At 65.3% G+C, this 25514-nt stretch carries 21 protein-coding genes; 4 read left to right on the top strand and 17 right to left on the bottom strand.

Annotated elements, in window-relative coordinates; all coding sequences use genetic code 11:
- Window positions 1-54: 54 nt before the first annotated feature.
- The 6 genes from JJ959_RS05105 to JJ959_RS05130 form a co-directional block, all read right to left on the bottom strand.
- A complete protein-coding gene (locus JJ959_RS05105) occupies window positions 55-459 on the bottom strand; it encodes a F0F1 ATP synthase subunit epsilon (RefSeq protein WP_292880348.1) in 405 nt (134 codons plus the stop codon).
- Between the two features lie 32 nt (window positions 460-491).
- Entirely contained in the window at window positions 492-1916 is a 1425-nt protein-coding gene (atpD, locus tag JJ959_RS05110; RefSeq protein ID WP_292880350.1) for a F0F1 ATP synthase subunit beta, read from the bottom strand.
- A gap of 76 nt (window positions 1917-1992) precedes the next feature.
- Entirely contained in the window at window positions 1993-2877 is an 885-nt protein-coding gene (locus JJ959_RS05115; RefSeq protein ID WP_292880353.1) for a F0F1 ATP synthase subunit gamma, read from the bottom strand.
- Window positions 2878-2909: 32 nt separating this feature from the next.
- Window positions 2910-4445, bottom strand: a complete 1536-nt coding sequence (gene atpA, locus JJ959_RS05120) for a F0F1 ATP synthase subunit alpha (protein ID WP_292880356.1) — start codon at window positions 4443-4445, stop codon at window positions 2910-2912.
- Window positions 4445-4996 carry a F0F1 ATP synthase subunit delta gene (locus JJ959_RS05125; protein WP_292880359.1) on the bottom strand — a complete coding sequence of 184 codons (552 nt, stop codon included), beginning with the start codon at window positions 4994-4996 and terminating at the stop codon, window positions 4445-4447. Before JJ959_RS05125 ends, atpA begins: the two co-directional genes overlap by 1 nt.
- A gap of 211 nt (window positions 4997-5207) precedes the next feature.
- Window positions 5208-7433 carry a primosomal protein N' gene (locus JJ959_RS05130; protein WP_292880362.1) on the bottom strand — a complete coding sequence of 742 codons (2226 nt, stop codon included), beginning with the start codon at window positions 7431-7433 and terminating at the stop codon, window positions 5208-5210.
- Between the two features lie 187 nt (window positions 7434-7620).
- Here JJ959_RS05130 and fsa point away from each other — a divergent pair, with 187 nt between their 5' ends.
- From fsa to JJ959_RS05145, 3 genes are read left to right on the top strand one after another with little or no spacing between them, the layout of a single operon-like run.
- A complete protein-coding gene (fsa, locus tag JJ959_RS05135) occupies window positions 7621-8274 on the top strand; it encodes a fructose-6-phosphate aldolase (protein ID WP_292880365.1) in 654 nt (217 codons plus the stop codon).
- Between the two features lie 16 nt (window positions 8275-8290).
- Window positions 8291-9037 (top strand): DUF484 family protein, encoded by a 747-nt coding sequence (locus JJ959_RS05140; RefSeq protein WP_292880368.1) that lies wholly within the window; start codon window positions 8291-8293, stop codon window positions 9035-9037.
- A complete protein-coding gene (locus tag JJ959_RS05145) occupies window positions 9016-9963 on the top strand; it encodes a tyrosine recombinase XerC (RefSeq protein WP_292880371.1) in 948 nt (315 codons plus the stop codon). Before JJ959_RS05140 ends, JJ959_RS05145 begins: the two co-directional genes overlap by 22 nt.
- Window positions 9964-9969: 6 nt before the next feature.
- On the opposite strand, the gene JJ959_RS05150 is transcribed toward JJ959_RS05145, so the two are convergent.
- Entirely contained in the window at window positions 9970-10473 is a 504-nt protein-coding gene (locus JJ959_RS05150; RefSeq protein ID WP_292880373.1) for a hypothetical protein, read from the bottom strand.
- A gap of 26 nt (window positions 10474-10499) precedes the next feature.
- Window positions 10500-11006: a hypothetical protein gene (locus JJ959_RS05155; protein WP_292880375.1), complete on the bottom strand. Its 507-nt coding sequence runs from the start codon at window positions 11004-11006 to the stop codon at window positions 10500-10502.
- Window positions 11007-11147: 141 nt separating this feature from the next.
- Between JJ959_RS05155 and JJ959_RS05160 the strand changes: the two genes are divergently transcribed.
- A complete protein-coding gene (locus tag JJ959_RS05160) occupies window positions 11148-12512 on the top strand; it encodes an FAD-binding oxidoreductase (protein WP_292880378.1) in 1365 nt (454 codons plus the stop codon).
- A gap of 163 nt (window positions 12513-12675) precedes the next feature.
- On the opposite strand, the gene lpdA is transcribed toward JJ959_RS05160, so the two are convergent.
- The 9 genes from lpdA to zapE form a co-directional block, all read right to left on the bottom strand.
- Complete coding sequence (gene lpdA / locus JJ959_RS05165; RefSeq protein ID WP_292880381.1) at window positions 12676-14082, bottom strand: dihydrolipoyl dehydrogenase; 1407 nt, start codon at window positions 14080-14082, stop codon at window positions 12676-12678.
- Between the two features lie 69 nt (window positions 14083-14151).
- The gene (gene odhB, locus JJ959_RS05170; protein WP_292880384.1) at window positions 14152-15432 is read right to left on the bottom strand and encodes a 2-oxoglutarate dehydrogenase complex dihydrolipoyllysine-residue succinyltransferase; all 1281 of its coding nucleotides are present in this window, start codon (window positions 15430-15432) and stop codon (window positions 14152-14154) included.
- Between the two features lie 90 nt (window positions 15433-15522).
- Complete coding sequence (locus JJ959_RS05175; protein ID WP_292880386.1) at window positions 15523-18441, bottom strand: 2-oxoglutarate dehydrogenase E1 component; 2919 nt, start codon at window positions 18439-18441, stop codon at window positions 15523-15525.
- A gap of 229 nt (window positions 18442-18670) precedes the next feature.
- A complete protein-coding gene (sucD, locus tag JJ959_RS05180) occupies window positions 18671-19546 on the bottom strand; it encodes a succinate--CoA ligase subunit alpha (protein WP_292880389.1) in 876 nt (291 codons plus the stop codon).
- Window positions 19546-20742, bottom strand: a complete 1197-nt coding sequence (gene sucC / locus JJ959_RS05185; protein WP_292880391.1) for an ADP-forming succinate--CoA ligase subunit beta — start codon at window positions 20740-20742, stop codon at window positions 19546-19548. The genes sucD and sucC overlap by 1 nt, the downstream gene beginning before the upstream one ends.
- Before the next feature lie 182 nt (window positions 20743-20924).
- Window positions 20925-21878: a malate dehydrogenase gene (gene mdh / locus JJ959_RS05190; protein ID WP_292880393.1), complete on the bottom strand. Its 954-nt coding sequence runs from the start codon at window positions 21876-21878 to the stop codon at window positions 20925-20927.
- A 152-nt stretch (window positions 21879-22030) separates the two neighbouring features.
- Window positions 22031-23074, bottom strand: coding sequence for a hypothetical protein (locus JJ959_RS05195; protein ID WP_292880395.1), 1044 nt, complete (start codon window positions 23072-23074; stop codon window positions 22031-22033).
- A 28-nt stretch (window positions 23075-23102) separates the two neighbouring features.
- The gene (locus JJ959_RS05200) at window positions 23103-24005 is read right to left on the bottom strand and encodes a hypothetical protein (RefSeq protein ID WP_292880397.1); all 903 of its coding nucleotides are present in this window, start codon (window positions 24003-24005) and stop codon (window positions 23103-23105) included.
- Between the two features lie 308 nt (window positions 24006-24313).
- Window positions 24314-25435, bottom strand: coding sequence for a cell division protein ZapE (gene zapE / locus JJ959_RS05205; protein ID WP_292880400.1), 1122 nt, complete (start codon window positions 25433-25435; stop codon window positions 24314-24316).
- Window positions 25436-25514 lie beyond the last annotated feature (79 nt).

A 25514-nucleotide genomic window follows, 5' to 3' on the forward strand; every position in this document is an offset into this window, starting at 1 on the left:
GAAACGGCCGGCAAAAGCCGGCCGTCCCTTATTCGCATATGTCTTGTCTCGCCGTCAGTGACTGGCGGCAGCGCGCATCGCTTCCAGAACGGTGATGCGGGCCTCGATACGCTCACGCTCAAGGTCCGCTTTCGCGTCCTTCAGATCATCGCGGAGATCAGCGAGGTCCTTGTCGACCTTCGCCACATCGACGTCCGCGAGCGGCAGGGCCTCTTCGGCCAGCACGGTGCAGCGGGTCTCGGTGACTTCCGCAAAACCGCCGGCGACGAAGATGCGCTCGGCGACCGAGCCCTTCTGATAGACGTCGATCACGCCGGGCCGCAGCGTCGAGATCATCGGCGCGTGGCGCGGCAGCACACCGAAATTACCTTCCGCACCCGGAACCACGACCATTTCGGTCTCTTCCGAGTAGAGAAGCTTTTCCGGCGATACCAGTTCGAACTGTGTCGTCTCAGCCATCGTTATGGCTCCACTCCGTTAGACGGACGCGATCAGGCCGCTTCCGCCGCCATCTTCTTGGCCTTCTCGACGGCTTCCTCGATGGTGCCGACCATGTAGAAGGCCGCTTCCGGAAGATCGTCGTACTCGCCGGCAACGATGCCCTTGAAGCCCTTGATGGTGTCTTCGAGGGAAACCAGCTTGCCCGGGGAACCGGTGAAGACCTCGGCGACGTGGAACGGCTGGGAGAGGAAGCGCTGGATTTTCCGGGCGCGGGCCACGGTCAGTCGGTCTTCTTCCGAGAGTTCGTCCATGCCGAGAATGGCGATGATGTCCTGCAGGGACTTGTAGGTCTGCAGCACTTCCTGCACCGAGCGGGCAACCGCGTAGTGCTCGTCGCCGATGATCCGCGGGTCGAGCATGCGCGACGTGGAGTCGAGCGGGTCGACCGCCGGGTAGATGCCGAGCTCGGCAATCTGGCGGCTGAGAACGGTGGTCGCGTCAAGGTGCGAGAAGGACGTGGCAGGCGCCGGGTCGGTCAAGTCGTCAGCCGGCACGTAAATGGCCTGCACCGACGTGATCGAGCCCTTCTTGGTGGTGGTGATGCGTTCCTGCAGGGCGCCCATGTCGGTCGCGAGGGTCGGCTGATAGCCCACCGCCGACGGGATACGGCCGAGAAGCGCGGACACTTCGGAGCCGGCCTGCGTGAAGCGGAAGATGTTGTCTACGAAGAACAGCACGTCCTGGCCTTCCTCGTCGCGGAAGTATTCGGCCTGGGTCAGACCGGTCAGCGCGACGCGGGCGCGGGCACCCGGCGGTTCGTTCATCTGGCCATAGACCAACGCGGCCTTGGAGCCTTCGCCGCCCGGCACGATAACGCCGGATTCGACCATTTCGTGGTAGAGGTCGTTACCTTCACGGGTCCGCTCGCCGACGCCCGCGAACACGGAGTAACCGCCGTGCGCCTTCGCGACGTTGTTGATCAGCTCCATGATGAGAACGGTCTTGCCGACGCCGGCGCCGCCGAACAGGCCGATCTTACCGCCCTTTGCGTACGGCGCGAGCAAGTCGACGACCTTGATGCCGGTGACCAGGATCTCGGCTTCGGTGGACTGTTCCTCGAAGGCCGGGGCCGAACGGTGGATCGGGAATTTCGCCTTGGTCTTCACCGGCGCGCCTTCGTCGACCGGATCGCCGATGACGTTCATGATGCGGCCGAGGGTTTCCGGTCCGACCGGAACCATGATCGGGGACCCGGTGTCCTCGACCGGCTGGCCGCGCACCAGACCTTCGGTACCGTCCATGGCGATGGTCCGCACCGTGTTCTCGCCGAGGTGCTGAGCGACCTCCAGAACCAGCAGGTTGTCGCCGTTTTTCGTGTGCAGGGCGTTCAGGATCGCCGGAATCTCACCGTCGAACTGAACGTCGACAACAGCGCCGATAACCTGTGTGACTTTGCCTGTCGCATTCTTAGCCATAAGTCAGCTCCAAACCTCTATCCGGGATATCCGGATCTCGTTAATTCCTTCGACCGAGTTCTTCTTCCGGCGCGGCCTAGACGGCCTCGGCACCGGAGATGATCTCGATAAGCTCTTTCGTAATGGCCGCCTGGCGCGCCCGGTTGTAGTTCAGCGTCAGCTTGTCGATCATGTCGCCGGCGTTCCGCGTGGCGTTGTCCATCGCGGTCATCCGGGCACCATGCTCGGAGGCATTGCTTTCCAGCAGCGCCGTGAAGATCTGGGTCGCGACGTTGCGCGGCAGCAGGGCCGCAAGGATCGCTTCCTCGTCCGGCTCGTACTCGTAGAGCGCACCGCTCTCGGTCTCCGCCGGGCCTTCGCCGGTTTCCGGCATGCTTGCCGGAATGATCTGCTGTTCCGTGACAATCTGCGTCATCGCGGACTGGAACCGGTTGAAGAGCACCGAACAGACGTCGAACTCGCCGTCCTCGAACATCTTCAGAATGCCGGCAGCAATCTCGTCGGCGCTGGAGAAGGCCACGCCCTTGCGGGTCACGTCCTGCACCGAATTGACGATCATCTCGCCGAATTCGCGCTTCAGGGCGTCACGGCCGCGCTTGCCGACGCAATAGATCTTCACCGTCTTGCCGCCCGTGCTCAGGGCACGGATACGGCGGCGGGCAGCCCGGATGATCGAGCTGTTGAAGCCGCCGCAAAGACCGCGGTCCGCGGTGAAGACGACGAGCAGATGCACGTCGTCCTTCCCGGTGCCGGCCAGCAGCTTCGGGCCGCCGGTCTGCGACGCGGCGCCGGCCAGCGACGCGATCATGCGGTTCATCCGCTCGGCGTACGGCCGAGAGGCTTCCGCCTGCTCCTGGGCGCGGCGCAGCTTGGCGGCCGCGACCATTTTCATGGCCGATGTGATCTTCCGCGTCGACTTGACGCTGTTGATCCTGATTTTCAGGTCCTTGAGGCTGGGCATCTTTGCTCCCCGGCTCGACTAGCGTCGGATCCTTACGCGAAGGTCTTGGCGAAGCCGTCGAGGAACGCCTTCAGCTTTTCTTCGGTCTCCGAGGAGAGCGCCTTCTCGTTCCGGATTGTGTCCAGGATGTCCTTGCCCTTGGCACGGATCTCGGAAAGGTAGGCCTGCTCGAAGCGCGTCACGTCGCCCAGCGGCAGCTGGTCGAGATAACCACGCACGCCGGCGAAGATGATCGCCACCTGCTCCTCGACCGCGAGCGGCGAGTACTGCGGCTGCTTCAGCAGCTCGGTCAGGCGGGAACCGCGGGCCAGCAGCTTCTGCGTGATCGGGTCGAGGTCCGACGCGAACTGCGCAAAGGCCGCCATTTCACGATACTGGGCGAGCTCGAGCTTGATGGTACCGGCAACCTGCTTCATCGCCTTGATCTGGGCGGCGGAGCCGACGCGGCTGACCGAGAGGCCGACGTTCACCGCCGGGCGGATGCCCTGGTAGAACAGTTCGGTCTCAAGGAAGATCTGGCCGTCGGTGATCGAGATCACGTTGGTCGGAATGTAGGCGGAGACGTCGCCGGCCTGGGTTTCGATGACCGGAAGGGCGGTCATGGAACCGGCGCCCTGGTCGTCGTTCAGCTTCGCCGCGCGTTCCAGCAGGCGGGAGTGCAGATAGAACACGTCGCCCGGGAAGGCTTCGCGCCCCGGCGGGCGGCGCAGCAGCAGGGACATCTGGCGATAGGCGACGGCCTGCTTGGACAGATCGTCATAGACGATGACCGAGTGCATGCCGTTGTCGCGGAAGTATTCGCCCATGGTGCAGCCGGTATACGGCGCGAGATACTGCATCGGCGCCGGCTCGGAAGCGGTGGCGGCCACGACGATGGAATACTCCATCGCGCCGTAGTCCTCCAGGGTCTTCACGATCTGGGCGACGGTGGAACGCTTCTGGCCGATCGCGACATAGATGCAGAACAGCTTCTTGCTGTCGTCGTCGCCGGCCGCCTCGTTCACGGACTTCTGGTTGATGAAGGTGTCGATGGCGATCGCGGTCTTGCCGGTCTGGCGGTCACCGATGATCAGCTCGCGCTGGCCACGGCCGACCGGGATCAGGCTGTCGATGGCCTTGAGGCCGGTCTGCATCGGCTCGTGCACCGACTTACGCGGCATGATGCCCGGCGCCTTGACTTCGACGCGCTTGCGCTCGACGTCCTTCAGCGGGCCCTTGCCGTCGATCGGGTTGCCGAGACCGTCGACCACGCGGCCGAGCAGGCTCTTGCCGACCGGAACGTCAACGATGGCGCCGGTCCGCTTGACGGTGTCGCCTTCCTTGATGCCGCGGTCTTCACCGAAGATAACGACACCGACATTGTCGTCTTCGAGGTTCAGCGCCATGCCCTGGACGCCGCCCGGGAACTCGACCATTTCGCCGGCCTGGACCTGGTCGAGGCCATAGACACGGGCGATACCGTCACCGACGGAGAGAACCTGACCGACTTCGGCCACCTCTGCTTCGGTTCCGAAATTCGCGATCTGTTCCTTCAGGATCGAAGAAATCTCAGCGGCGCGGATATCCATCAGCCAACACCTTTCATAGCAAGTTGCAGACGCTGCAGCTTGGAACGGATTGAGTTGTCGATCATGCGCGAACCGACGCGCACGATAAGTCCGCCGATCAAAGCCGGATCGACGGAGAGATTGACGGCGACCTTCTGACCGACCGCCTTCTTGATGGCGTCGGTCACGTCGGCGAGCTGCTCTTTGCTCAGTTCGACGGCGGAGGTCACATCGGCCGTGACTTCACCGCGGCGCGCGGCAAGCTCGGCAAGAAATGCGGTGATCATCGCGTCCAGCGCAAAAAGGCGCCGGTTGCCCGCGACGGTACCGATGAATTTCCGGGTCAGCGCCTGCGCGCCCATTTTTTCGAGAACGGCCGTGATGCCGCGCGTCTGCTCGTCCCGCGAAAGCACGGGCGAGCGAACCAGACGCAGCAGCTCGGGGCTTTCAATCAGGGCCTGCCGCAGCGACCGAAGGTCGTCCGCGACGGCGTCCAGAGCTTTCTCGCCGTCCGCCAGCTCATAGAGGGCGGAGGCATATCTTCCGGCCAAGCCTGTCGTTTCGGAAGCCACCAGAGAACGCCTCTTCTTCCTGAGATTTCACCGGGTTACCGGATCCGGATCGGACCAGATCGGTTCCAGGCGAATATTGACCAAAAATTACCCTCGTCGACGGCAGTTTCCGCCGAGCGCGGCGGTTCTCTAGCATAGTGGTTCACCCCGTGCAAGCGGTCCCTGCCCGCTTCTCGCATGGTGCATCCTCCGGGGCGGATCGACCCGGAACTCAGAGGAAACTGTAGGGGTCGATATCGACCGTGACGCGGACGGCGGAAGGAACCTCCACGCGCGAGAGCCAGTCTCGCAGAACGGCCTGGATATTGATCTCGCGCCTGGTCTTCACCAGCAGCCGCCGGCGGTGCCGGCCACGCAGCAGGGCGAGCGGCGCCGGGGCAGGCCCGAGAACGGAAACGCCCTCCAAATCCGGCGCCGCACGGCCGATCCGGCTGGCCACCATGTCCGCCTGGTTCGGATCGGCAGCGCTGACGATGATCCCGGCAAGCCTGCCGAAGGGCGGCATGCCCTGCCGTTCGCGCGCGGACGCCTCCTCGGCGAGGAATCCGTCCCGGTCCCACTCGGCCAGCGCCTTCAGCACCGGGTTCTCCGGCTGGTGGGTCTGCAGCAGCACCCGGCCCGGATGCTCCGCCCGCCCGGCCCGGCCGGCGACCTGATGAAGCAGCTGGTAGGTGCGTTCCGCCGCGCGGAGATCGCCGCCGGCGAGACCGAGATCCGCATCGACGACGCCGACCAGGGTCAGCTTCGGGAAATGATAGCCCTTGGCCACGATCTGGGTGCCGAGGATGATGTCGACCTCGCCCTCGTTGACGCTGCGCACGAACTCCGCCGCCGCCGCCGGGCCGTTCAGCGTGTCGCTGGAGACGATCTGGAAGCGGGCCTCGGGAAAGAGCGCGGCGACCTCCTCCGCCATCCGCTCCACGCCGGGTCCGCTGGCGACGAAACTGTCCTCCGCGGCGCAGGACGGACAGGCTTTCGGCAGCCGAGCGCTGTATCCGCAGTGATGGCATTGCAGACGCCCGAGCAGCCGATGCTCGACCAGCCAGGCGGAGCAGCTCGGACATTCCAGCCGGTGCCCGCAGGCGCGGCAGAGGGTGAGCGGCGCATAGCCCCGGCGGTTGAGGAAGACCAGCGACTGTTCGCCCGCTTCCAGTGCGGCTTTCATGGCGTCGACCAGCGGCCGGGAAAGCCATCGCCCGCGCTCCGGCTGATGGCGGCGGAGATCGACCAGCTCCACCGACGGCAGCGTGGCGGCGCCGTGCCGTGCGGTCAGGCGAAGATGCACGTAGCGGCCCTGCTCGGCATTGCGCATGCTCTCCAGCGCCGGGGTCGCGGAGACCAGCACCACCGGACAGGGCGTCAGGCTGGCCCGCACCACCGCCATGTCCCGGCCGTGATAGACCACGCCCTCCTCCTGCTTGTAGGCGGATTCGTGCTCCTCATCGACGACGATCAGGCCGAGGTCGGGAAAAGGCAGGAAGAGCGCCGAGCGGGCGCCGACCAGCACCCGGACCTTGCCTTCGGAAACCGCGCGCCAGGTATGGCGGCGGCGGCGCGGCTTCAGATCCGAGTGCCATTCCGCAGGCCGCACGCCGAAGCGCGCCTCGAACCGGTTCAGCCATTCCGAGGAGAGCGCGATTTCCGGCAACAGCACCAGCACCTTTTTATCCCGCCGGAGCGCTTCCGCCACCGCCTCGAAATAGACCTCGGTCTTGCCCGCGCCGGTCTCGCCGTCGAGCAGCAGGGCTGAGAATCTTTCCGCGCGAACGGCTTCGGTCAGGGTCCCCGCCACCTCCGCTTGTTCCTCCGACAAGGGCGTGTCGCGCCGGCGCTCGGGATCCGGGTCGGGAAAGGGCGCGTCCGCGGGCAGCGCGACCGAGACCAGTCCGCCGCCTTCGGCGAGCCCCTTCACCACAGAGGTGCCGACGCCGGTCTCCTCCGCGATCTCCTTCGCCGTCCGCGGCGGGCCGTCTTCCAGCAGCGAGAGGACCCGGCGGCGGGCGGATGTCAGCTTGAGGCCAAGCGCTTCGACGGCCTCGGGACCGCCCGGCAGCGCCGTATAGGCTGTCACCGGTTTCGCCGGCTCGAAGGCGTCGGGCACGCTGATCGCCATGCGCAGCACCGCGCCCTGTGCGGACAAGGTATAGGAGGAGACCCAGTCGACCAGCCGGATCACCGGCTCCGGCAAGGAAGGGACAGGCAGCCGCCGGAATACCGGCTTCAGCCGCTCCCGCACCACCTGGCCGCTTTCGGGTGCCTCCGCAACCTCCATGTTCCAGACCACGCCGACGGTACGGCGGTTGCCGAGCGGCACCTCGACGATGCTGCCGAGCGTCAGGTCGGACTCCGCTTCGGCGAGATAGTCGTACGGCCCCGCAAGCGGCAGGGGGATCAGCACCTGGATGCGGCGGAGCTCATCTTGGAAGAGGTCGGACATGGGGCGGAGTGTGGCGGCGCGGCGGCGCCCCGGCAACAGGTTCGCCAAGCCCCGCGCGCGATGCTGAGGAAGCTTGGCCCCGAAACATGTCCGTCACTGGCACCGCACCTTTGTATGCGCTAGACTCGCCCGGTCGATTCGGTCATACGGGGCCCGGATTCACCACCTGCCGAGGATACAGGACGACATGAAATTCTTCATCGACACCGCCGACGTCGCGGAGATCAAGGATCTGGCCGCGACCGGTCTCGTGGACGGAGTCACCACCAACCCGTCGCTGATCGCGAAATCGGGCCGACCGATCCTCGAAGTGATCAAGGAGATCTGCGAGATCGTCGACGGGCCGGTCAGTGCCGAGGTGACCGCGACCGACCACGAGACGATGCTCAAGGAAGGCCTCTTCCTCGCCAAGCTCGCGGACAATATCGCGGTGAAGGTGCCGCTGACGGTCGACGGCCTGAAGACCTGCAAGGCGCTCGCCGACGAGGGCATTCCGGTCAACGTCACGCTCTGCTTCTCGGCCGGCCAGGCCCTGCTCGCCGCCAAGGCCGGCGCCGCCTTCATCTCGCCCTTCGTCGGCCGGCTCGACGACATCGGCGTTCCGGGCATGGATCTGATCGCGGATATCGCCGACATCTACGCCAACTACGATTTCGACACCGAGATCCTGGTCGCCTCCGTGCGCGGCCCGCAGCATGTGATCGATGCGGCGAAACTGGGCGCCGACGTCGCCACCGTGCCGCCGGCCGTGCTGCGCAGCCTCTACAATCACCCGCTCACCGACAAGGGCCTCGACGCCTTCATGAAGGACTGGGCGAAGACCGGTCAGAGCATCCTCTGAGCAGGAAGGACGGGCCATGACAGGCAAGGGATCCGCGGCGGAGCCGGGCAAGAGCGTGAAGGAGGCGGCGAACCGGCCCGCCTCGACGCTCACGGCCGAACAGGTCGCGGACTACCTGTCGGCCCATCCCGACTTTCTGGTCGCCCATCCGGAGCTGATCGACATCCTGACCCCGCCCAGCCGGACCAGCGGTGAGGCGGTGGTCGACATGCAGCACTTCATGCTGGAGCGCCTGCGCTCGGAAAACCAGCGCCTGAAGGATTCCCATGCCGGTCTGATCGCGACCGCGCGCGGCAACCAGACGACGCAGAACCGGATCCATGCGGCCGTGCTGCGCATCGTCGCCGCGACCTCGTTCGACAATCTGATCCAGACCGTGACCATCGACCTGCCGGTGATGCTGGGCATCGACGTGGTGACGATCTGCATCGAGGCCGGCGACGTGCCGATCCCGAAGGCCTATGCCTCGGGCGTGCGCTCGATCCCGGCGGGCACCATCGATCGCAAGCTTGGCGCCGGCAAGGACGTGCTGCTGGCCGCGAATGTGGACGGGGACGAGGAAATCTTCGGCTCGGCCTCGGGGCTGGTCTCTTCCATGGCGCTCGCCCGCATCCAGGTCAGCCCGCACTCGCCGATGGGCCTGATGGCCTTCGGGACAAGGGACAGCGAGGCCTATCACCACGGGCAGGCGACCGAACTGCTGAGCTTCCTCGCCCGCACCACGGAACTGACCATCCGGCAATGGCTGAACCTGCCGGGCTAGCGGCCGCCGACCGCCCCAAAAACCTGCCCGGCGCGATCGCCGCCTGGAGGATTTGGCTGGCGAGCGAGAAACGCGCCTCCGGTCACACGACCGATGCCTACGAGCGGGATCTCGAAGGCTTCCTCGACTTTCTCCAGGACCATCTCGGCCAGTCGCCGGAGATTGCCGACCTTGCGGCGCTCAAACCGGGCGACTTCCGCGCCTGGCTGGCGCGCCGGGCGTCCGGCGGCTACGCCAAGACCTCGACCGCCCGCGCGCTCTCCGTCGTGCGGGGCTTCTTCCGCTTTCTCGAGCGCCGGAACGTGCTTGCAAACGCCGCGATCTTCGCGATTCGCGGCCCGCGCATCCCGGCCTCGGTGCCGAAGGCGCTCACGGTCACGGAAGCGGCGGAAACGCTGGAAGCGGTCGGCGAGCTCGCGTCCCAACCCTGGATCGCAGCCCGGGACGTGGCGCTGGTCTCGCTGCTCTATGGCGCGGGCCTGCGCATCGGCGAGGCGCTGGCGCTCAATCGCGGCGATGTGCCGAAAGGCGACACGCTTGCCGTCACCGGCAAGGGCAACAAGCAACGGATCGTGCCGATCCTGCCCGCCGTCCGTTCGGCCATCGAGGATTACCTCGCCCGCTGCCCCTACAGCGGCGGACCCGACGATCCGCTTTTCCTCGGTGCGCGCGGCAAGCGGCTGCAGGCCGGGATCGCCCAGCGCACGATGCGGCTGGCGCGCGGCTGGCTCGCCCTGCCGGAAAGCGCGACGCCGCATGCGCTCCGCCATTCCTTTGCCACCCACCTGCTGGCCGGCGGCGGCGATCTCAGGGCGATCCAGGAACTGCTCGGCCATGCCTCGCTCGCCACGACCCAGCGCTACACGAGTGTCGATGCGGAGCGGCTGATGGACGTGCATCGGCGCGCCCATCCGAGAGACCGGTAAGTTCCGTCAGTTCCGGAAGAAGATCAGCTTCCGGTCCTCTTCCCATTCCGGGACCCAGAAATAGTGGTGCAGGTCGCACATCCCGTCCTCGACGATGATGGCCAGCGGGCAGGCGCCTTCGATTCCCAGCATCTCGCGCGCCTCCTCGTCGGTGAACTGCTCCAGCGAGATCTTCGGCGGCGGGTTGCCGGTGCCGCAGAGACCGGCCTGATCCGCGCTGTCGAAGGGTGTGACGACGGATTCGGAGACCAGTTGCCCCTCCTCCCGCGCGACGACGACAAGGAAGAATCGGGGGCCATCCGGGTTGTCGAGGCTGACATAGGAGCCGACCTTGTCGGCATCGCCATCGCAGGTCACGTCCCCGGTGAGCACCTGCCATTGATAGGCCGAAGCATGCTGTCCGCCATGGAAGCGCATTTCGCCTGTCAGTTCGGCATCGGTTATGTCCTGCGCCCGGGCGATACCGGCCCCCAGCACGACCAAGGCCGCCGCAAAAATCAATATCCGCATTCGCCGCTTCCGGTCCCGTCCGGGTCTCAGTTCTTGACCAGCAGGAGCCTATCATCCCGGTCACGCCCGGCGATCCAGAAATAGCGGTGTGCCGGGCACAATCCGTCATCGATCCTGATCGCAAGAGGGCAGGCATTCTCGACCCCGGTCAGGATCCGCGCCTCTTCATCCGTGAAGCGCTCCAGGCTCAGAACCGGCGGCGGCTTGCCTTCGCCGCAGAGACCGTCGTCGTGCCGGTCGTCGAAGAAGGCAATCATTGCATCGGAGGTCAGGTGACCCTCCGACCGCGTCACCACGGTCAAGAAAAACGACAGACCTTCCGGATTGTCCAGATCGACATAGCCCGCCACCTTGTCGGCCGCGCCGTCGCAGGTGAGGTCTCCGGTCAGCCGCTGCCACTCGTAGTGGAAAACGTTCTCACCGCCCTGGAAGCGCATTTCGGACGCCAGCTCGCCATCGGATACATCTTGCGCCCGCACGCCCGGCGCCGTCAGCGCGCCGAACAGGACCAGCGCCAGACAGACCACTCTCATTCCCGAACCCTTCTCACTCCACTTGCGCGGTTCCGGCCGCTCGGACATGCTCACTTCAACATGTCCCACCGGCGGTTTTCGTCTCAGACAGCGCGAGGCCGGCCGCCACAATAATGAACCCGTCCGACGAGGGAAGAGCCGATGCCGGAAATCGCGCATAAGGGCTACAAGCCAACCATCTGGGAAGACCTCGCGGGCGCGCCGCACCCCTCGCTCAGTTTCCAGAGTTCCTTCTGGCATTCCGTCGCTCCGGCGGGACCCGATGCAAAGCGTCTCGAGGGCGAGGCGCGCACGGAGATCGCTGTGGTCGGCGGCGGTTTCCTCGGTCTCTCGACCGCTCTGCATCTCGCCGAGGCCGGCCACAAGGTCACGCTTCTGGAGGCCGACGAGGCCGGATTCGGGGCCTCGGGACGCAATACCGGTTTCATTGTGCCCAACCTGCTGACCGGACTCGATCCGCGCTATGCCAAGGACAAGTTCGGCGCCGAGAAGGGCGAGCTGCTGGTCCGCATGCTCGGCGAAGGCGGCGAGCTGGTCTTCGACCTGATCCGGCGCCACGGCATCGAGTGCTGGGGCAAGCAGACCGGCTGGATGCAGCCGATCCATGCCGCGAACAAGGTCGAGTGGCTGAAGGACCGGGTGAAGCAGTGGCAGGATCTCGGCCGCCCGGTTCGCCTGCTCGGCCGCGAGGAAGCGATCGCCGAAACCGGTTCCGAGGCCTATCACGGGGCTTTCCTCGACCCGACCGGCGGACATGTAAATCCGCTCGCCTTCGTACGGGGCCTCGCGCATGCGGCGGTCAGGGCCGGCGTCACCCTCCATAGCGACAGCCGGGCGACCGGGATCGAGAAGAAAGGCGCCGAGTGGCACCTCAGGACCGATCACGGCACACTCGTCGCCGACCGGGTGCTGCTGACCACGAACAGCACAGGCGGCGGGCTCGCCCCGAAGGCGGAAGGTACGCAGTTCCCGATCACCCTCTTCCAGGTCGCGACCCAGCAGCTCGACCCGGAACTGCGCAAGAGCGTGCTGCCGAACGACCGCTGCTCGGCCGATACCCGCAAGGACCTGATCGCCTATCGCTGGACCGACGACAACCGGATCGTCACCGGCGGCCTGCTCGCCAACCCCTTCGGTTCGGTCGAGCGCGGGCGCACCCACCATCTCGGGCGGCTGCAGGCGCTGCTGCCGCAACTGCCGGAACTGCGGCCCGAATTCGCCTGGCAGGGCCGGCTCGCCGCCGCGCGCGACTACATGCCCCGTCTGATGCGGCTTGGGGACGGCGCCTTCTCGGCGATCGCCTGCAACGGCCGCGGCATCGCCATGACCACGGCGCTCGGCCGCAAGCTCGCGCTCTGGCTCGACGGCGGCTCGAACGAGGAGCTTCCACTGCCCGTCACCGATCCCGATCCGGTGGCGCTGCCGGGCCTCGCGCCGCTCGCCTTCTCGCTCTGGCTGCCCTTCAGCCGGCGCCAGGACGCGAAGGATCTGCGGGGATCTTCATAAACACGTCATCCCGGCCGAAGAGCCGGGACCTTGTCGAACGTAGGATTGCGCCCGGCCGCCTGAGGTCCCGGATCAGGTCCGGGATGACGGCCTGTATCGGTAGGCACAAACAGAAACCGCGGCCCGAAGGCCGCGGTTTCCGTTTCGATATCGAAACTTCTGATCAGATGTGGATCGCGGCCTTGCCGACCGCGAGACCGGCTTCCTTGACCGCTTCCGACAGCGTCGGATGGCCGTGGCAGATCCGGCCGATATCCTCGGCGGAACCGCCGAACGCCATGACGGCGGCGATCTCGTGGATCAGGTTGCCGGCTTCCGGGCCCATGATGTGGGCACCGAGCACCGCGTCGGTCTTCTTGTCGGCGAGGACCTTCACGAAGCCCTCGGTCATGCCGACGGACTTGGCTCGGGCGTTGGCGGAGAAGGGGAAGGACCCGGCATTGTATTCGACGCCCGCTTCCTTCAGCTGCTCCTCTGTCTTGCCGATGCTCGCGACTTCCGGCCAGGTGTAGACGATGCCCGGGACGAGATTGTAGTCCACGTGACCGGACTGACCCGCCATGGTCTCGACCGCGGCGACGCCGTCTTCCTCGGCCTTGTGCGCCAGCATCGGGCCCTTGATCACATCGCCGATGGCGAAGATGCCCTCGACATTGGTCTCGAAGTCGGCGTCGACCTCGATGAAGCCGCGCTCGTCCATCTTCACGCCGACCTTGTCGAGTCCGAGGCCCGCGGTGAAGGGACGGCGGCCGATGGCGACGAGAACCACATCGGCCTCGATGGTCTCCTTGTCGCCGCCCTTGGCGGGCTCGGCGGTCAGGCTGACGCCTGTCTTGGTCTTCTTGGACGCGGTCACCTTGGTGCCGAGCTTGAACTCGATGCCCTGCTTCTGCAGCACGCGCTGGAACTTCTTGGCGACCTCGCCATCCATGCCCGGGACGATCCGGTCGAGGAACTCGACCACCGTCACCTTGGCACCGAGGCGGGACCAGACCGAGGCCATCTCGAGGCCGATCACGCCGCCGCCGATGACGACCATGTGACCCGGCACCTTGGAAATCTCGAGCGCGCCGGTGGACGTGACGATCTTCTTCTCGTCGATCTCGAGGCCCGGCAGCGGGGTCGGCTCGGAGCCGGTGGCGATCAGGACGCGCTCGGTCTTGAGCACTTCCTTCTTGCCCTTCTCCGGCGTGACCTCAACCTCGGTCGCGGACTTCACCACCGCGGTGCCGGTCTTCCAGTCGATCTTGTTCTTCTTGAACAGGAACGCGACGCCGCCGGTCAGGCCTTCGACCACACTCGCCTTGTTCGCCATCATCTGCTTCAGATTCAGCTTCACGGAGCCGACGTCGACGCCGATCTCCTTCAGGTGATCCTGCGCCTCGGCGAATTTCTCCGAGGAGGAAAGCAGCGCCTTGGACGGGATGCAGCCGACATTGAGGCAGGTGCCGCCGAGGGTCGCGCGCTTCTCGACGCACGCCACTTTCATGCCCAGTTGCGCGGCGCGGATCGCGGCCACATAGCCGCCGGGGCCCGCACCGATAACGACGAGATCGTAGCTGTCAGCCATGATGAATTGCTTTCTTGTCAGCTCGTTCCTGGAAAGACCGCGCGCGGGACAAGCCCGCGCGCGATGGGATTACATGTCGATCAGCAGGCGCCGCGGATCTTCCAGCGCGTCCTTGACGCGGACCAGGAAGGTGACCGCCTCGCGGCCGTCGATGATGCGGTGATCGTAGCTCAGCGCCAGATACATCATCGGCCGGATCTCGACCTTGCCGTTCACGACCATCGGCCGCTCCTGGATCTTGTGCATGCCGAGGATGCCGGACTGCGGAGGATTCAGGATCGGGGTCGACATCAGCGAGCCGTAGACGCCGCCGTTGGTGATGGTGAAGGTGCCGCCCATCATGTCCTGCATGGTCAGCTTGCCGTCCCGCGCCTTGCGGCCGAGATCGCCGATGCCCTTCTCCACGCCGGCGAAGTTCAGCTTATCCGCATCGCGCAGGACCGGAACGACCAGGCCCTGCGGCGTGCCGACCGCGACGCCGATATCGTAGTAGTTCTTGTAGATCAGCTCGTCGCCGTAGATCTCGGCATTGACCGCTGGCAGCTCCTGCAGCGCGGCGATACAGGCCTTCACGAAGAAGGACATGAAGCCGAGCTTCACGCCGTGCTTCTTCTCGAAGCCGTCCTTGTAGAGATTGCGCAGCGCCATGACCTCGGTCATGTCCACCTCGTTGAAGGTGGTGAGCATCGCGGCGGTGTTCTGCGCGTCCTTCAGGCGGCGCGCGATGGACTGGCGCAGGCGCGTCATCCGCACCCGCTCCTCGCGCGGATCCTCGGCGCGCGGCGGCAGCGGACCGGCCGCGGCAGGCGCGGCACCGGCAGGGGCCGACGCGGTCGCCTTGGCGGTTCCGGCCTCGATCGCGGCCAGCACGTCGCCCTTGGTCAGGCGGCCGTCCTTGCCGGTCGGCTTGATCTTCGCGGGATCGAGATTGTTGTCCTCGACCAGCTTGCGCACGGCCGGCGACAGCGTCTTCACTTCATGCGTGCCGGCAGCGGCGGCAGGCGCAGCGGCCGGAGCCGGCGCGGGCTTCGGCGCTTCCTTGGCCGGGGCCGGAGCCGCTTCCGCCTTGGCTTCGGCCGGCTTGGCGGGCTCTGCCTTCTTCGCCGGAGCGGCGCCTTCGGCGATCACGCCGAGCAGCGCATCGACGCCGACGGTGGCATTCTCGGCGGCCACGATTTCCTGCAGCGTGCCGGCGACCGGCGCGGGAACCTCGAGGGTGACCTTGTCGGTCTCGAGCTCGACCAGGGGCTCGTCGGCCGCGACCGCGTCCCCGACGGCCTTCATCCACCGCGCTACCGTTGCCTCGGACACCGATTCCCCGAGAACCGGTACCTTGATTTCCGTCGCCATATCTCCGTCCATTCTCTTTAAAGGCGCCATGACCGGCGCATCATGTGAATTGCCGCCGGGGATGGGCCGGCGGCAATGACTTGGTTCGGATTATTCCGCCGCGAAGCGGCTGCCCTTGCTCATTTCCTCGCCGACCGCGAGCGCCTCGGAGACCAGCGCCTCCTGCTCGCGCACATGGCGGCCGTGGTTGCCGGTCGCGGGCGAGGCGGCTTCCGCGCGGCCCGCATAGAGCGGACGCTTGCAGGCGCCGTCGAGCTCGATCAGCACACTCTCGATCCGCCGGTCGACAAAGGACCAGGCGCCCATGTTCCAGGGCTCCTCCTGGCACCAGACCACCTCGGCCTGCGGGAAGCGCGACAGCTCCTGCATCAGCGCCTTGCGCGGGAACGGATAGAGCTGTTCCAGGCGCAGGAAGAAGACGTCGGTCTGACCGCGCCGCGCGCGCTCCTCGTAAAGGTCGTAATAGACCTTGCCGGAGCAGATCACGACGCGTTTAACGTCCTTGTCCTTGCACAGCACTTCGTTGTCATACATGACGCGGTGGAAGGTCGTGCCTTCGGACATCTCGTCGAGCGTCGAGACGCAGAGCTTGTGGCGCAGCAGGGATTTCGGCGACATCACGATCAGCGGCTTGCGGAAATCCCGGCGCTGCTGACGGCGCAGCACGTGGAAATAGTTCGCCGGCGTGGTGCAGTTCACGACCTGCATGTTGTCCTCGCCGCAGAGCTGCAGATAGCGCTCGAGACGGGCGGAGGAATGCTCCGGACCCTGGCCCTCATAGCCGTGCGGCAGCAGCATGACCAGACCGGACATGCGCAGCCACTTGTGCTCGCCGGAGCTGATGAACTGGTCGACCACCACCTGGGCGCCGTTGGCGAAATCGCCGAACTGCGCTTCCCAGAGCGTGAGCGTGTTCGGTTCGGCCTGGCTGAAGCCGTATTCGAAGCCGAGCACAGAGGCTTCGGAGAGCGGGCTGTCGATGACCTCGTAGGTCTGCTGGTCTTCTGCCAGGTGATTGAGCGGGATGTAGCGCTCTTCGGTCTTCTGGTCGATCCAGACCGAGTGACGCTGGGAGAAGGTGCCACGGCCGGAGTCCTGGCCGCTGAGCCGGACCCCGTCGCCCTGAACCAGCAGGGTGCCGAAAGCCAGGCTCTCGGCATTGGCCCAGTCGATGCCCTCGCCGGTCTCGATCGCCTTCCGGCGCTGGTCGATCACGCGCTGCAGCTTGCGGTTCACGTTGACGCCGTCCGGCACCTCGGTGAGCTTCATGCCGACCTCGCGCAGCGTGTCCTTCGCGACCGCGGTCTCGCCGCGGCGGGCATCGCCATGCGCCTTGGTGAAGCCGGACCACTTGCCTTCCAGCCAGTCCGCCTTGTTCGGTTTGTAGTTCAGGCCAGCCTCGAATTCAGTGTCGAGATAGCTGTTCGCATCCTCGACCATCTTGTCGGCCTCGCCCGCCTTGATCACGCCCTCGCGCTCGAGCTGCTCGGCATAGATCTGGCGGGTCGTCTTCTGGGTCGCGATCTTCGAATACATGAGGGGCTGGGTGAACATCGGTTCATCCCCCTCGTTGTGGCCGAAGCGGCGGTAGCAGAAGATGTCGATGACCACGTCGACGCCGAATTCCTGACGGAACTCGGTGGCGATGCGGGCGACATGGACGACCGCTTCCGGATCGTCGCCGTTCACGTGGAAGATCGGCGCGGCGACCATCTTCGCGACATCCGTCGGATAGGGCGAGGAGCGCGAGAAGGCCGGGGCCGTGGTGAAGCCGATCTGGTTGTTGACGATGATGTGCATCGTCCCGCCGGTCTTGTAGCCGCGCAGGTCGGAGAAGGCGAAGGTCTCCGCGACCACGCCCTGGCCCGCAAAGGCGGCGTCGCCGTGCAGCAGGATGCCGAGCACCTTGCGGCGCTCCTTGTCGTTGCGCTGCGCCTGTTTGGCGCGGACACGGCCGATCACCACCGGGTTCACGATCTCGAGGTGGGACGGGTTCGCGTTGAGCGTCAGGTGGACCTGCTTGTCGTCGAACTCGCGGTCCGCCGAGACGCCCATATGGTATTTCACGTCGCCCGAGCCGCCAGCATCTTCCGGGTTCGCCGGGTTGCCGAGGAACTCGGAGATGATGGCGCGGAACGGCTTGCTCATGAAGTTGCAGAGCACGTTCAGGCGGCCGCGGTGCGGCATGCCGATGACGACTTCCTCGAGACCGAGCTGGCTGCCCCGCTTCAGGATCTGTTCCATCGCCGGGATCAGGCTCTCGCCGCCGTCGAGGCCGAAGCGCTTGGTGCCGACATATTTGCGGCCGAGGAACTGTTCGAAGGTCTCCGCCGCGGTCAGGCGCTCGAGAATGGTGTGCTTGCCGCGCTCGGTAAATTCGGTGCGGTTGCGGATCTGCTCGATCCGTTCCTGGATCCAGAGCTTCTGGGCCGGATCCTGCATGTGCATGAACTCGACGCCGATGGAGCCGCAATAGGTGCGCTCCAGAAGATCCATGATCTGGCGCAGGGTCGCGGTCTCGAGACCGAGCACGTGATTGATGAAGATCGGCCGGTCCCAGTCATCCTCGGTAAAGCCGTATTCGGCGGGATCGAGCTCCGGATGCGGGTTCGGCGGCTCGAGACCCAGGGGGTCGAGCTTCGCCTTCAGGTGACCGCGGATGCGGTAGGCCCGGATCAGCATGATCGCCCGGAGCGAGTCCATGGTGGCCTGACGGACATCGGCGCCGTCGGCGGGTGCCGCGGCCTTGCCCGGTTTCGCCTCGCCAACGGGGCCCGAGCCGTCCGCCGACTCGCCGGTGCCGCCGATGACCCGGTTGCCGCGGTCCGCCCAGCTCGGCCCGTGCACGTCGCCTTTGACGTACCCGACCTCGTCATGCAGCGTCGCGAAATAATCGCGCCAGCTTTCGTCTACCTGGGAAGGATCTTGGAGATAACGCTCGTAGAGCTCGCCGATGAAGGGTGCGTTCGCACCCGAGAGAAAGGATTGATCGCTCACTGCCGTAGCCATATTGGAACCTGCCCCTTTTCAAAGTGGCTGTTCGGTTCTGCCTGATCTGGCTCCGCGCGCCCCTCGCGCAGGGCCTCAATTACCGTTGCGACAGTCCGCCGCACCGGTAAGCATGTTCTTATACTACTTAAGAATTTACGAACTTGAAGCCGTTCTGCATGGCAGATGGCAAAAAATCGCAAGGGTGAGTCCGGGCGGCAACGCACTTTCGCCGCCCGAACCCCTTAAATCAGCCCTTGATAGCCTTCACCATGGTGGTGCCGAGGGACGCCGGGCTGTCCGCCACGAGGATCCCTGCGGAGCGCATGGCTTCCATCTTGGAGTTGGCGTCGCCCTTGCCGCCGGAGATGATCGCACCGGCATGACCCATGCGACGGCCCGGAGGGGCGGTGACGCCGGCGATGAAGCCGCACATCGGCTTCTTCACCTTGTTTTGCTTGAGGAATTCGGCCGCGTCCTCTTCCGCCGAGCCGCCGATTTCACCGATCATGATGATCGCTTCGGTCTCCGGATCGCCGAGGAACAGGTCCAGCGCATCGATGAAGTTGGTGCCGTTCACCGGGTCGCCGCCGATGCCGATGCAGGTCGACTGGCCGAGGCCGGCCGCCGTGGTCTGGGCCACCGCTTCGTAGGTCAGGGTGCCGGAACGCGACACGATGCCGACCTTGCCGCGGCGGTGGATGTGACCCGGCATGATACCGATCTTGCAGGCGCCCGGAGTGATCACGCCGGGGCAGTTCGGGCCGATCAGGCGGGTCTTGGAGCCGCTGAGGGCACGCTTGACCTTCACCATGTCGAGCACCGGGATGCCTTCGGTGATGCAGACCACCAGCGGGATTTCCGCGTCGATCGCTTCCAGGATCGAGTCCGCGGCGAACGGCGGCGGAACGTAGATCACGGAGGCGTCGCAGCCGGTCCGCTCGCGGGCTTCGTGCACCGTGTTGAAGACCGGCAGCCCGAGATGGGTCTGACCGCCCTTACCCGGGGTGACGCCGCCGACCATCTTGGTCCCGTAGGCGATCGCCTGCTCGGAGTGGAACGTGCCCTGGCTTCCGGTGAAGCCCTGGCAGATCACTTTCGTATTCTCGTTGACCAGTACGGCCATCAGGCTGCCTCCTTCACCGCTTTGACGATTTTCTCGGCCGCATCCGCGAGATTGTCCGCCGAGACGATCGGCAGGCCGGAATCGGCCAGGATCTGCTTGCCGAGGTCGACGTTGGTGCCTTCGAGACGCACCACCAGCGGCACGTGCAGGCTGACTTCCTTGGCCGCGGCGACGACGCCTTCGGCGATCACGTCGCAGCGCATGATGCCGCCGAAGATGTTGACCAGGATGCCTTCGACGTTCGGATCGGAGAGGATGATCTTGAAGGCGGCGGTGACCCGCTCCTTCGTCGCCGAGCCGCCGACATCGAGGAAGTTCGCCGGCTCGGAGCCATAGAGCTTGATGATGTCCATGGTCGCCATGGCGAGACCCGCGCCATTGACCATGCAGCCGATGGAGCCGTCGAGCTTCACGTAGTTCAGCTCGTACTTGCCGGCTTCGAGCTCGGCCGGATCCTCTTCGGTCTCGTCACGCAGCTCGGCCACGTCCTTGTGCCGGAACAGCGCGTTGTCGTCGAAGCCCATCTTGGCGTCGAGCGCGATGACGTCTCCGCTGCCGGTGACCACCAGCGGGTTCACTTCGACCATCGCGGCGTCAAGATCGGTGAAGGCCTTGTACATCGCCATCAGGAACTTGACCGCCGACTTGATCTGGTCGCCCTCAAGGCCGAGCGCGAAGGCGATGCGGCGGGCGTGGAAGCCCTGCATGCCGGTGACCGGGTCGATCGCGATGGTGATGATCTTCTCGGGCGTCGCCTCGGCGACTTCCTCGATCTCCATGCCGCCCTCGGTCGAGGCCATCACGGTGACGCGGCTGGTGTCGCGGTCGACCAGCAGGCTGAGGTACAGCTCGCGCTTGATGTCGCAGCCTTCCTCGATATAGACGCGGCTGACTTCCTTGCCGGCCGGCCCGGTCTGCTTGGTGACCAGCGTGGCGCCGATCATTTCGCCCGCGTTGGACTTCACGTCCGCGACCGACTTGACCACGCGGACGCCACCGGCGCCCTGTTCGTTGCCCTTGAAGCGTCCGGCGCCGCGGCCGCCCGCATGAATCTGAGATTTCACGACCCAGACCGGACCGCCGAGATCGTTGGCGACCTTCTCGGCCTCCTCCGGGGTGTAGGCAACGCCGCCCCGCGGCACCGCCACACCGAACTTGGCCAAGAGCTGCTTGGCCTGATACTCGTGGATGTTCATGGCTCTCCCATTTCGCTTGCCCCGGTTTTGGCGCGGGAGGCGCCGAACCCGTTGCTGCGACCGGCCGAAACGGCCGGCCCTATCCCCCACATGCGGGAAGCGGCCCGGTGCCGCAGTATTTCACTGTAGCACCGAACCGCAGGATCACAAATGGTGGTATACCACATACCACCATTCTCGTTTTAGATCCCGAGCTTCGCCGCAACCTCGTTCAGGCTCTTCACCGCGTTCACCGAATGGTCGAACATGGCTTTCTCGTCCGCATTCATTTCGATCTCGACGATGCGCTCGACGCCGTTCGCGCCGATCACGCAGGGCACGCCGACATAGAGACCGTCGAGGTCATACTCGCCCGAGCACTGAGCGGCGCAGGGCAGCACGCGCTTCTTGTCCTTGAGATAGGAGTCGGCCATCTGGATCGCCGAGGACGCCGGCGCGTAAAACGCGGAACCGGTCTTCAGCAGGCCGACGATCTCGGCGCCGCCGTCACGGGTACGCTGAACGATCTGGTCGACTTTCTCCTGCGTGGTCCAGCCCATCTTCACCAGATCCGGAACCGGGATGCCGGCAACGGTGGAGTAGCGGGTCAGCGGAACCATGGTGTCGCCGTGGCCGCCGAGCACGAAGGCGGTGACGTCCTCGACGGAGACCTTGAATTCCTCGGCCAGGAAATAGCGGAAGCGGGCGCTGTCGAGCACGCCGGCCATGCCGACGACCTTGTTGGCCGGCAGGCCGCTCAGCTTCTGCAGGATGCCGACCATGACGTCGAGCGGGTTGGTGATGCAGATCACGAAGGCATCCGGGCAGTTCGCCTTGATACCGTCGGCGACGGCCTTCATGACCTTGGTGTTGGTTTCGATCAGGTCGTCGCGGCTCATGCCCGGCTTGCGCGGGATGCCGGCGGTGACGATGACGACGTCGGAGCCCTTGAGCGCGCCGTAGTCGTTGGCGCCGAGCATGCGGCTGTCGAAGCCTTCGACCGGAGAGGCTTCGGCGATATCCAGCGCCTTACCCTGGGGGATGCCCTCCACGATATCGAAAAGCACCACGTCGCCGAGTTCCTTGAGACCGGCGAGCAGCGCCAGCGTGCCGCCGATATTCCCTGCGCCGACAAGCGCGATCTTGTTGCGAGCCATCTTGTTCCCCACTCCTCTGGTTCGGGACAGATCCGCCGCGCCGTCAAGGCTTCGGCCTCCTCCTGGACGGCGGAAAACCGAGGCGCGGTGTAGCGCGTTTCCAGACCCCCCGCAAGGCCCGAGCCGGGCTATGCCGGCGCCGGGGCGGACAATCAGAATTTCGGGGCGCTGCTTTCGACCTTCAGAAGATGATCCAGGCCGGGATAAAGATCGGACTGAACGAAGTCCACACGCTGCTGAATCCCTACATTCGGCTTGGCGAACCGGGTCCGCCATTCATAGACCTTGACCGTCAGTCCGCACAGCACCTCAGCGAGGCTCGACTGGTGCGCCAGGATCAGGTCGCGCGCGGAGCGGAACTCTTCAAGGGTGAGATGTTCCCAGTCGAAAATCGCCTGCTTGTCGAAGCCTCGAAAGCGTTCGACGACGCTGTTGGTGATCATGTCGATCGCGGCCGAGACCTGCTTCAGACGTTTCATCGCCTGATCGCCCTGGCGGAAGCTGCCGCGGGCGCCGGCTTCCTCGATCCAGCCGTGCAGCTCCTTGATGCGCGGAACGATGAGGTTGAGATAGCTGCGGTAATAGCCGAGCGAGAGGAAGGCATCGCCATAATCCTCCAGCAGTTCCGGCAGCGTCTCGAGATCGGTCTCGAGCATGACCGAAAGCTGCTGCAGTCGCTCCCGCGCCCTGTCCTTGTCGGCCATCGCCATGATGTCGCGGAGGCTGCGCGGATCGGTGATGTCCATATCGCTGTCGCCGAACACGTGACGGACCAGCGGGCGCGTGAGGTTGCGCATGTGCCCCGCCAGTTCCCGCTTCTTCTCGTCGGACAGGCTGAGGATGTCCGTCGCCTCGACATCGAGCCCGCTGGTACGCACCGCGCGCCTGAGCGAGTAACAATCGAACGCCGGAAGTCCGGCCGCCTGTTTCAGCATCGGGATGTCGTGGCGCGTCAGGTCCTCGCTCGAATCGACATAGTGCGGGAGTTCATCGATGCCGAATTGCCCGCTGCCCGTTCCGGTTCCGCGGAACGCCTCCACCCTGGTCTCGAGACGGACATTCTTGATCAGACGCAGCCGGAGGAGGCCCCGGCTGCGCACCGGCAAGGCGGCGCAGGCGAAAGTATTGATCGAGTCCCGATCCTCGCGATCGATAGCCTTCCGCGAAGCGTCTGTCTGGAGGAGCGAATCTGACATGGACCCCGTGTCGATCTGTCTGCGCCGGTCAGGCGAAGGTCGCAGCCTTGCGCTCGATCCCGGCCAGGTGGTCGAGTCCGGAGCGGAGATCGGTCATGACGAATTCCGCACGTCGCTCGAAGCTGCCGCCTCCGCCCGGGAAGCGCTGCTCCCACTCGTAGATCTTCACGACAAGACCGCACAGCACGGCAGCCAGGCTGGCCTGGTGATCTGTGATCAGCGTGCGCACCTGGTTGAAGGTGGAGATCGTGACGCGCTCCCAGCGGATCTGCGTCTTGGTGTCGAAATTGGTGAAGCGTGTCTTTAGCGACTGCGAGAGCGCACCCAGAAGGTTCGCCGTCTTGCGCAGCGCCGGCCCCATCACCGTGTCGTTCCCGATATGCGCCGGCCGCCGCGCTTCCTCGATCCACTCCTGGAGGGCCGCAATGCGCGGCGCGAGGTCGTCGAGGTGATGCCGGTAGAAACCGAGAGAGAGGAAGGTGTCGCCGTAATCCTCGAGCATGTCCGGCAGCTCCCGGCGGCTGGTCTGCAGGGAGGCCGCGAGACGCTCGAGCCGCATGCGTACGGCGATGCCCTCCGCCTGATCGAGCAAGTCGCGGATCGCCTGGGGATCGCCCAGCTCGATCTCCTGCGCGCCGAATACATACTGGACCAGCGGGCGCGTCAGATCGCGCATGTGCGGCTGGAGTTCACGCTTCTTCGCCGCACTCAGTGAGAATGCCGAGACGTCGTCAACCTCGATGCCGGCGGCACGAAGGCCGCGGCGCAGGGAATAGGGATCGAAGCTCTCCATCTCCCCGATTTTTTCCAGCATCGGCATATCGTGATGCACGAGATCGTCCGTCGCCGCAACGAAGTCCGGCAACTCCTCGATCGCGACCTGGCCACTCCCCATTCCCCTCTCGCGGTAGAGCTCGATCCGCGTTTCCATGCGAACGTTTTTGATCAGCCGGAACTTGCGCGCGCCTCTGGTACGCAGGGGAAGGATCGCGCAATCAAGCGTATGCAGGGAATCCTGATCACGATCCGGCACCAGCGGCGGCCGCGCGGCGGAAAAATCGATGGCATAAGCGATGACACTCTCCCGGGAATCCTATCTTATCCGGAGCGTTCTGCCCACCATGCGATATATCACGCACCATCTTAAGTTACTCTTAAGATTACAATTTAAATTTATGCATTTTTTTAAATACCGAACAACCTCCTGCGCCACCACCTATTCCCAGGTGTTCCCAGGTGTCAGCGGCGCCGGGATTCGAAGTAATCGGCGGATTGCATTTCCATCAGGCGTGAAATCGTGCGGTCGAATTCGAAGCCCCAATCGTCGCCGTCATAGAGCTTCTCCGGCGTCGCTTCGGCCGAGGCGATCAGGCGCACACCCTGATCGTAAAGCGCATCGATCAGGGTCATGAACCTCCGCGCCTGGTCCCGGTTCGATGCTCCGAGAACCGGGATATCGGAAAGAATGACCGTGTGAAACCGTTCGGCCACGGCGAGGAAGTCGGCGGCGGCCAGCGGCTGGTCGCAGAGGTCGCGGAAACCGAAGCGGGCAACCCCGGCAGCGGCTGCCGGAACCTGGATCTTCCGGCCCTTGCGCTCGATCACATCCGGCGTTGGTGTCGCGTCGGTCAGATCGGCGAAGGTCTCGTCCAGGGCCGCGTCCGCTTCAGGGCCGCTCGGCACGTGGTAGACCGTCTTTCCGCGCAGTCGTCCGAGCCGGTAATCCTCGCCGTCGTCGAGATGGAAAACCTCGTGCCGCGCTTTCAGAATGCCGATGAAAGGCAGGAAGAGATCGCGCTGCAGCCCGTCCTTATAGAGCTCGTCCGGTGCCCGGTTGGAGGTCGCGACCACCACGACCCCGAGTTCGAACATGGCGAAGAACAGGCGCGAGACGATCATGGCATCGGCGATATCCCGGACCTCGAACTCGTCGAAACAGAGCAGCCAGGCGCTGTCGGCGAGCTTCTGCGCGGTCGGGCGGATCGGCTCCGCAGTCCGGGACACCTTGTTCTCCTGGCGCCACTGATGGATCAGATCGTGCGCCTCGCGCATGAATTCGTGGAAATGGATCCGGCGCTTGCGCTCGACCTGCGCGCCTTCGAAGAACAGGTCCATGAGCATGGATTTGCCGCGCCCGACGGAGCCGTAGATATAGAGGCCCTTCGGCGGATTGGTCGGCTTTCTGCGGGCGAAACCAAGCTTCGCGGTCCAGCCGGTCTTGGCCTGCGGCGGGCGGTAGTCGAGCAGCTGGTCGTGCAGCCATTGCAGCTTTGCCGCCGCGGCTTCCTGCGCCGGGTCCTTCGCGATGGAGCCGTCCGCGACCAAGGCTTCGTAGCGGGCCAGCGGCCCTTCGTGATTCACTGTGCCATTCTCCTGCCGGATGGGCGGGGAGCCCGATCCCCCGGCGCCAAGGACTCGCGCTTTTGGCCTTCGAGGTCAA

The organism is Nisaea sp., from assembly GCF_017640745.1.
Classification (GTDB): Bacteria; Pseudomonadota; Alphaproteobacteria; order Thalassobaculales; family Thalassobaculaceae; genus Nisaea.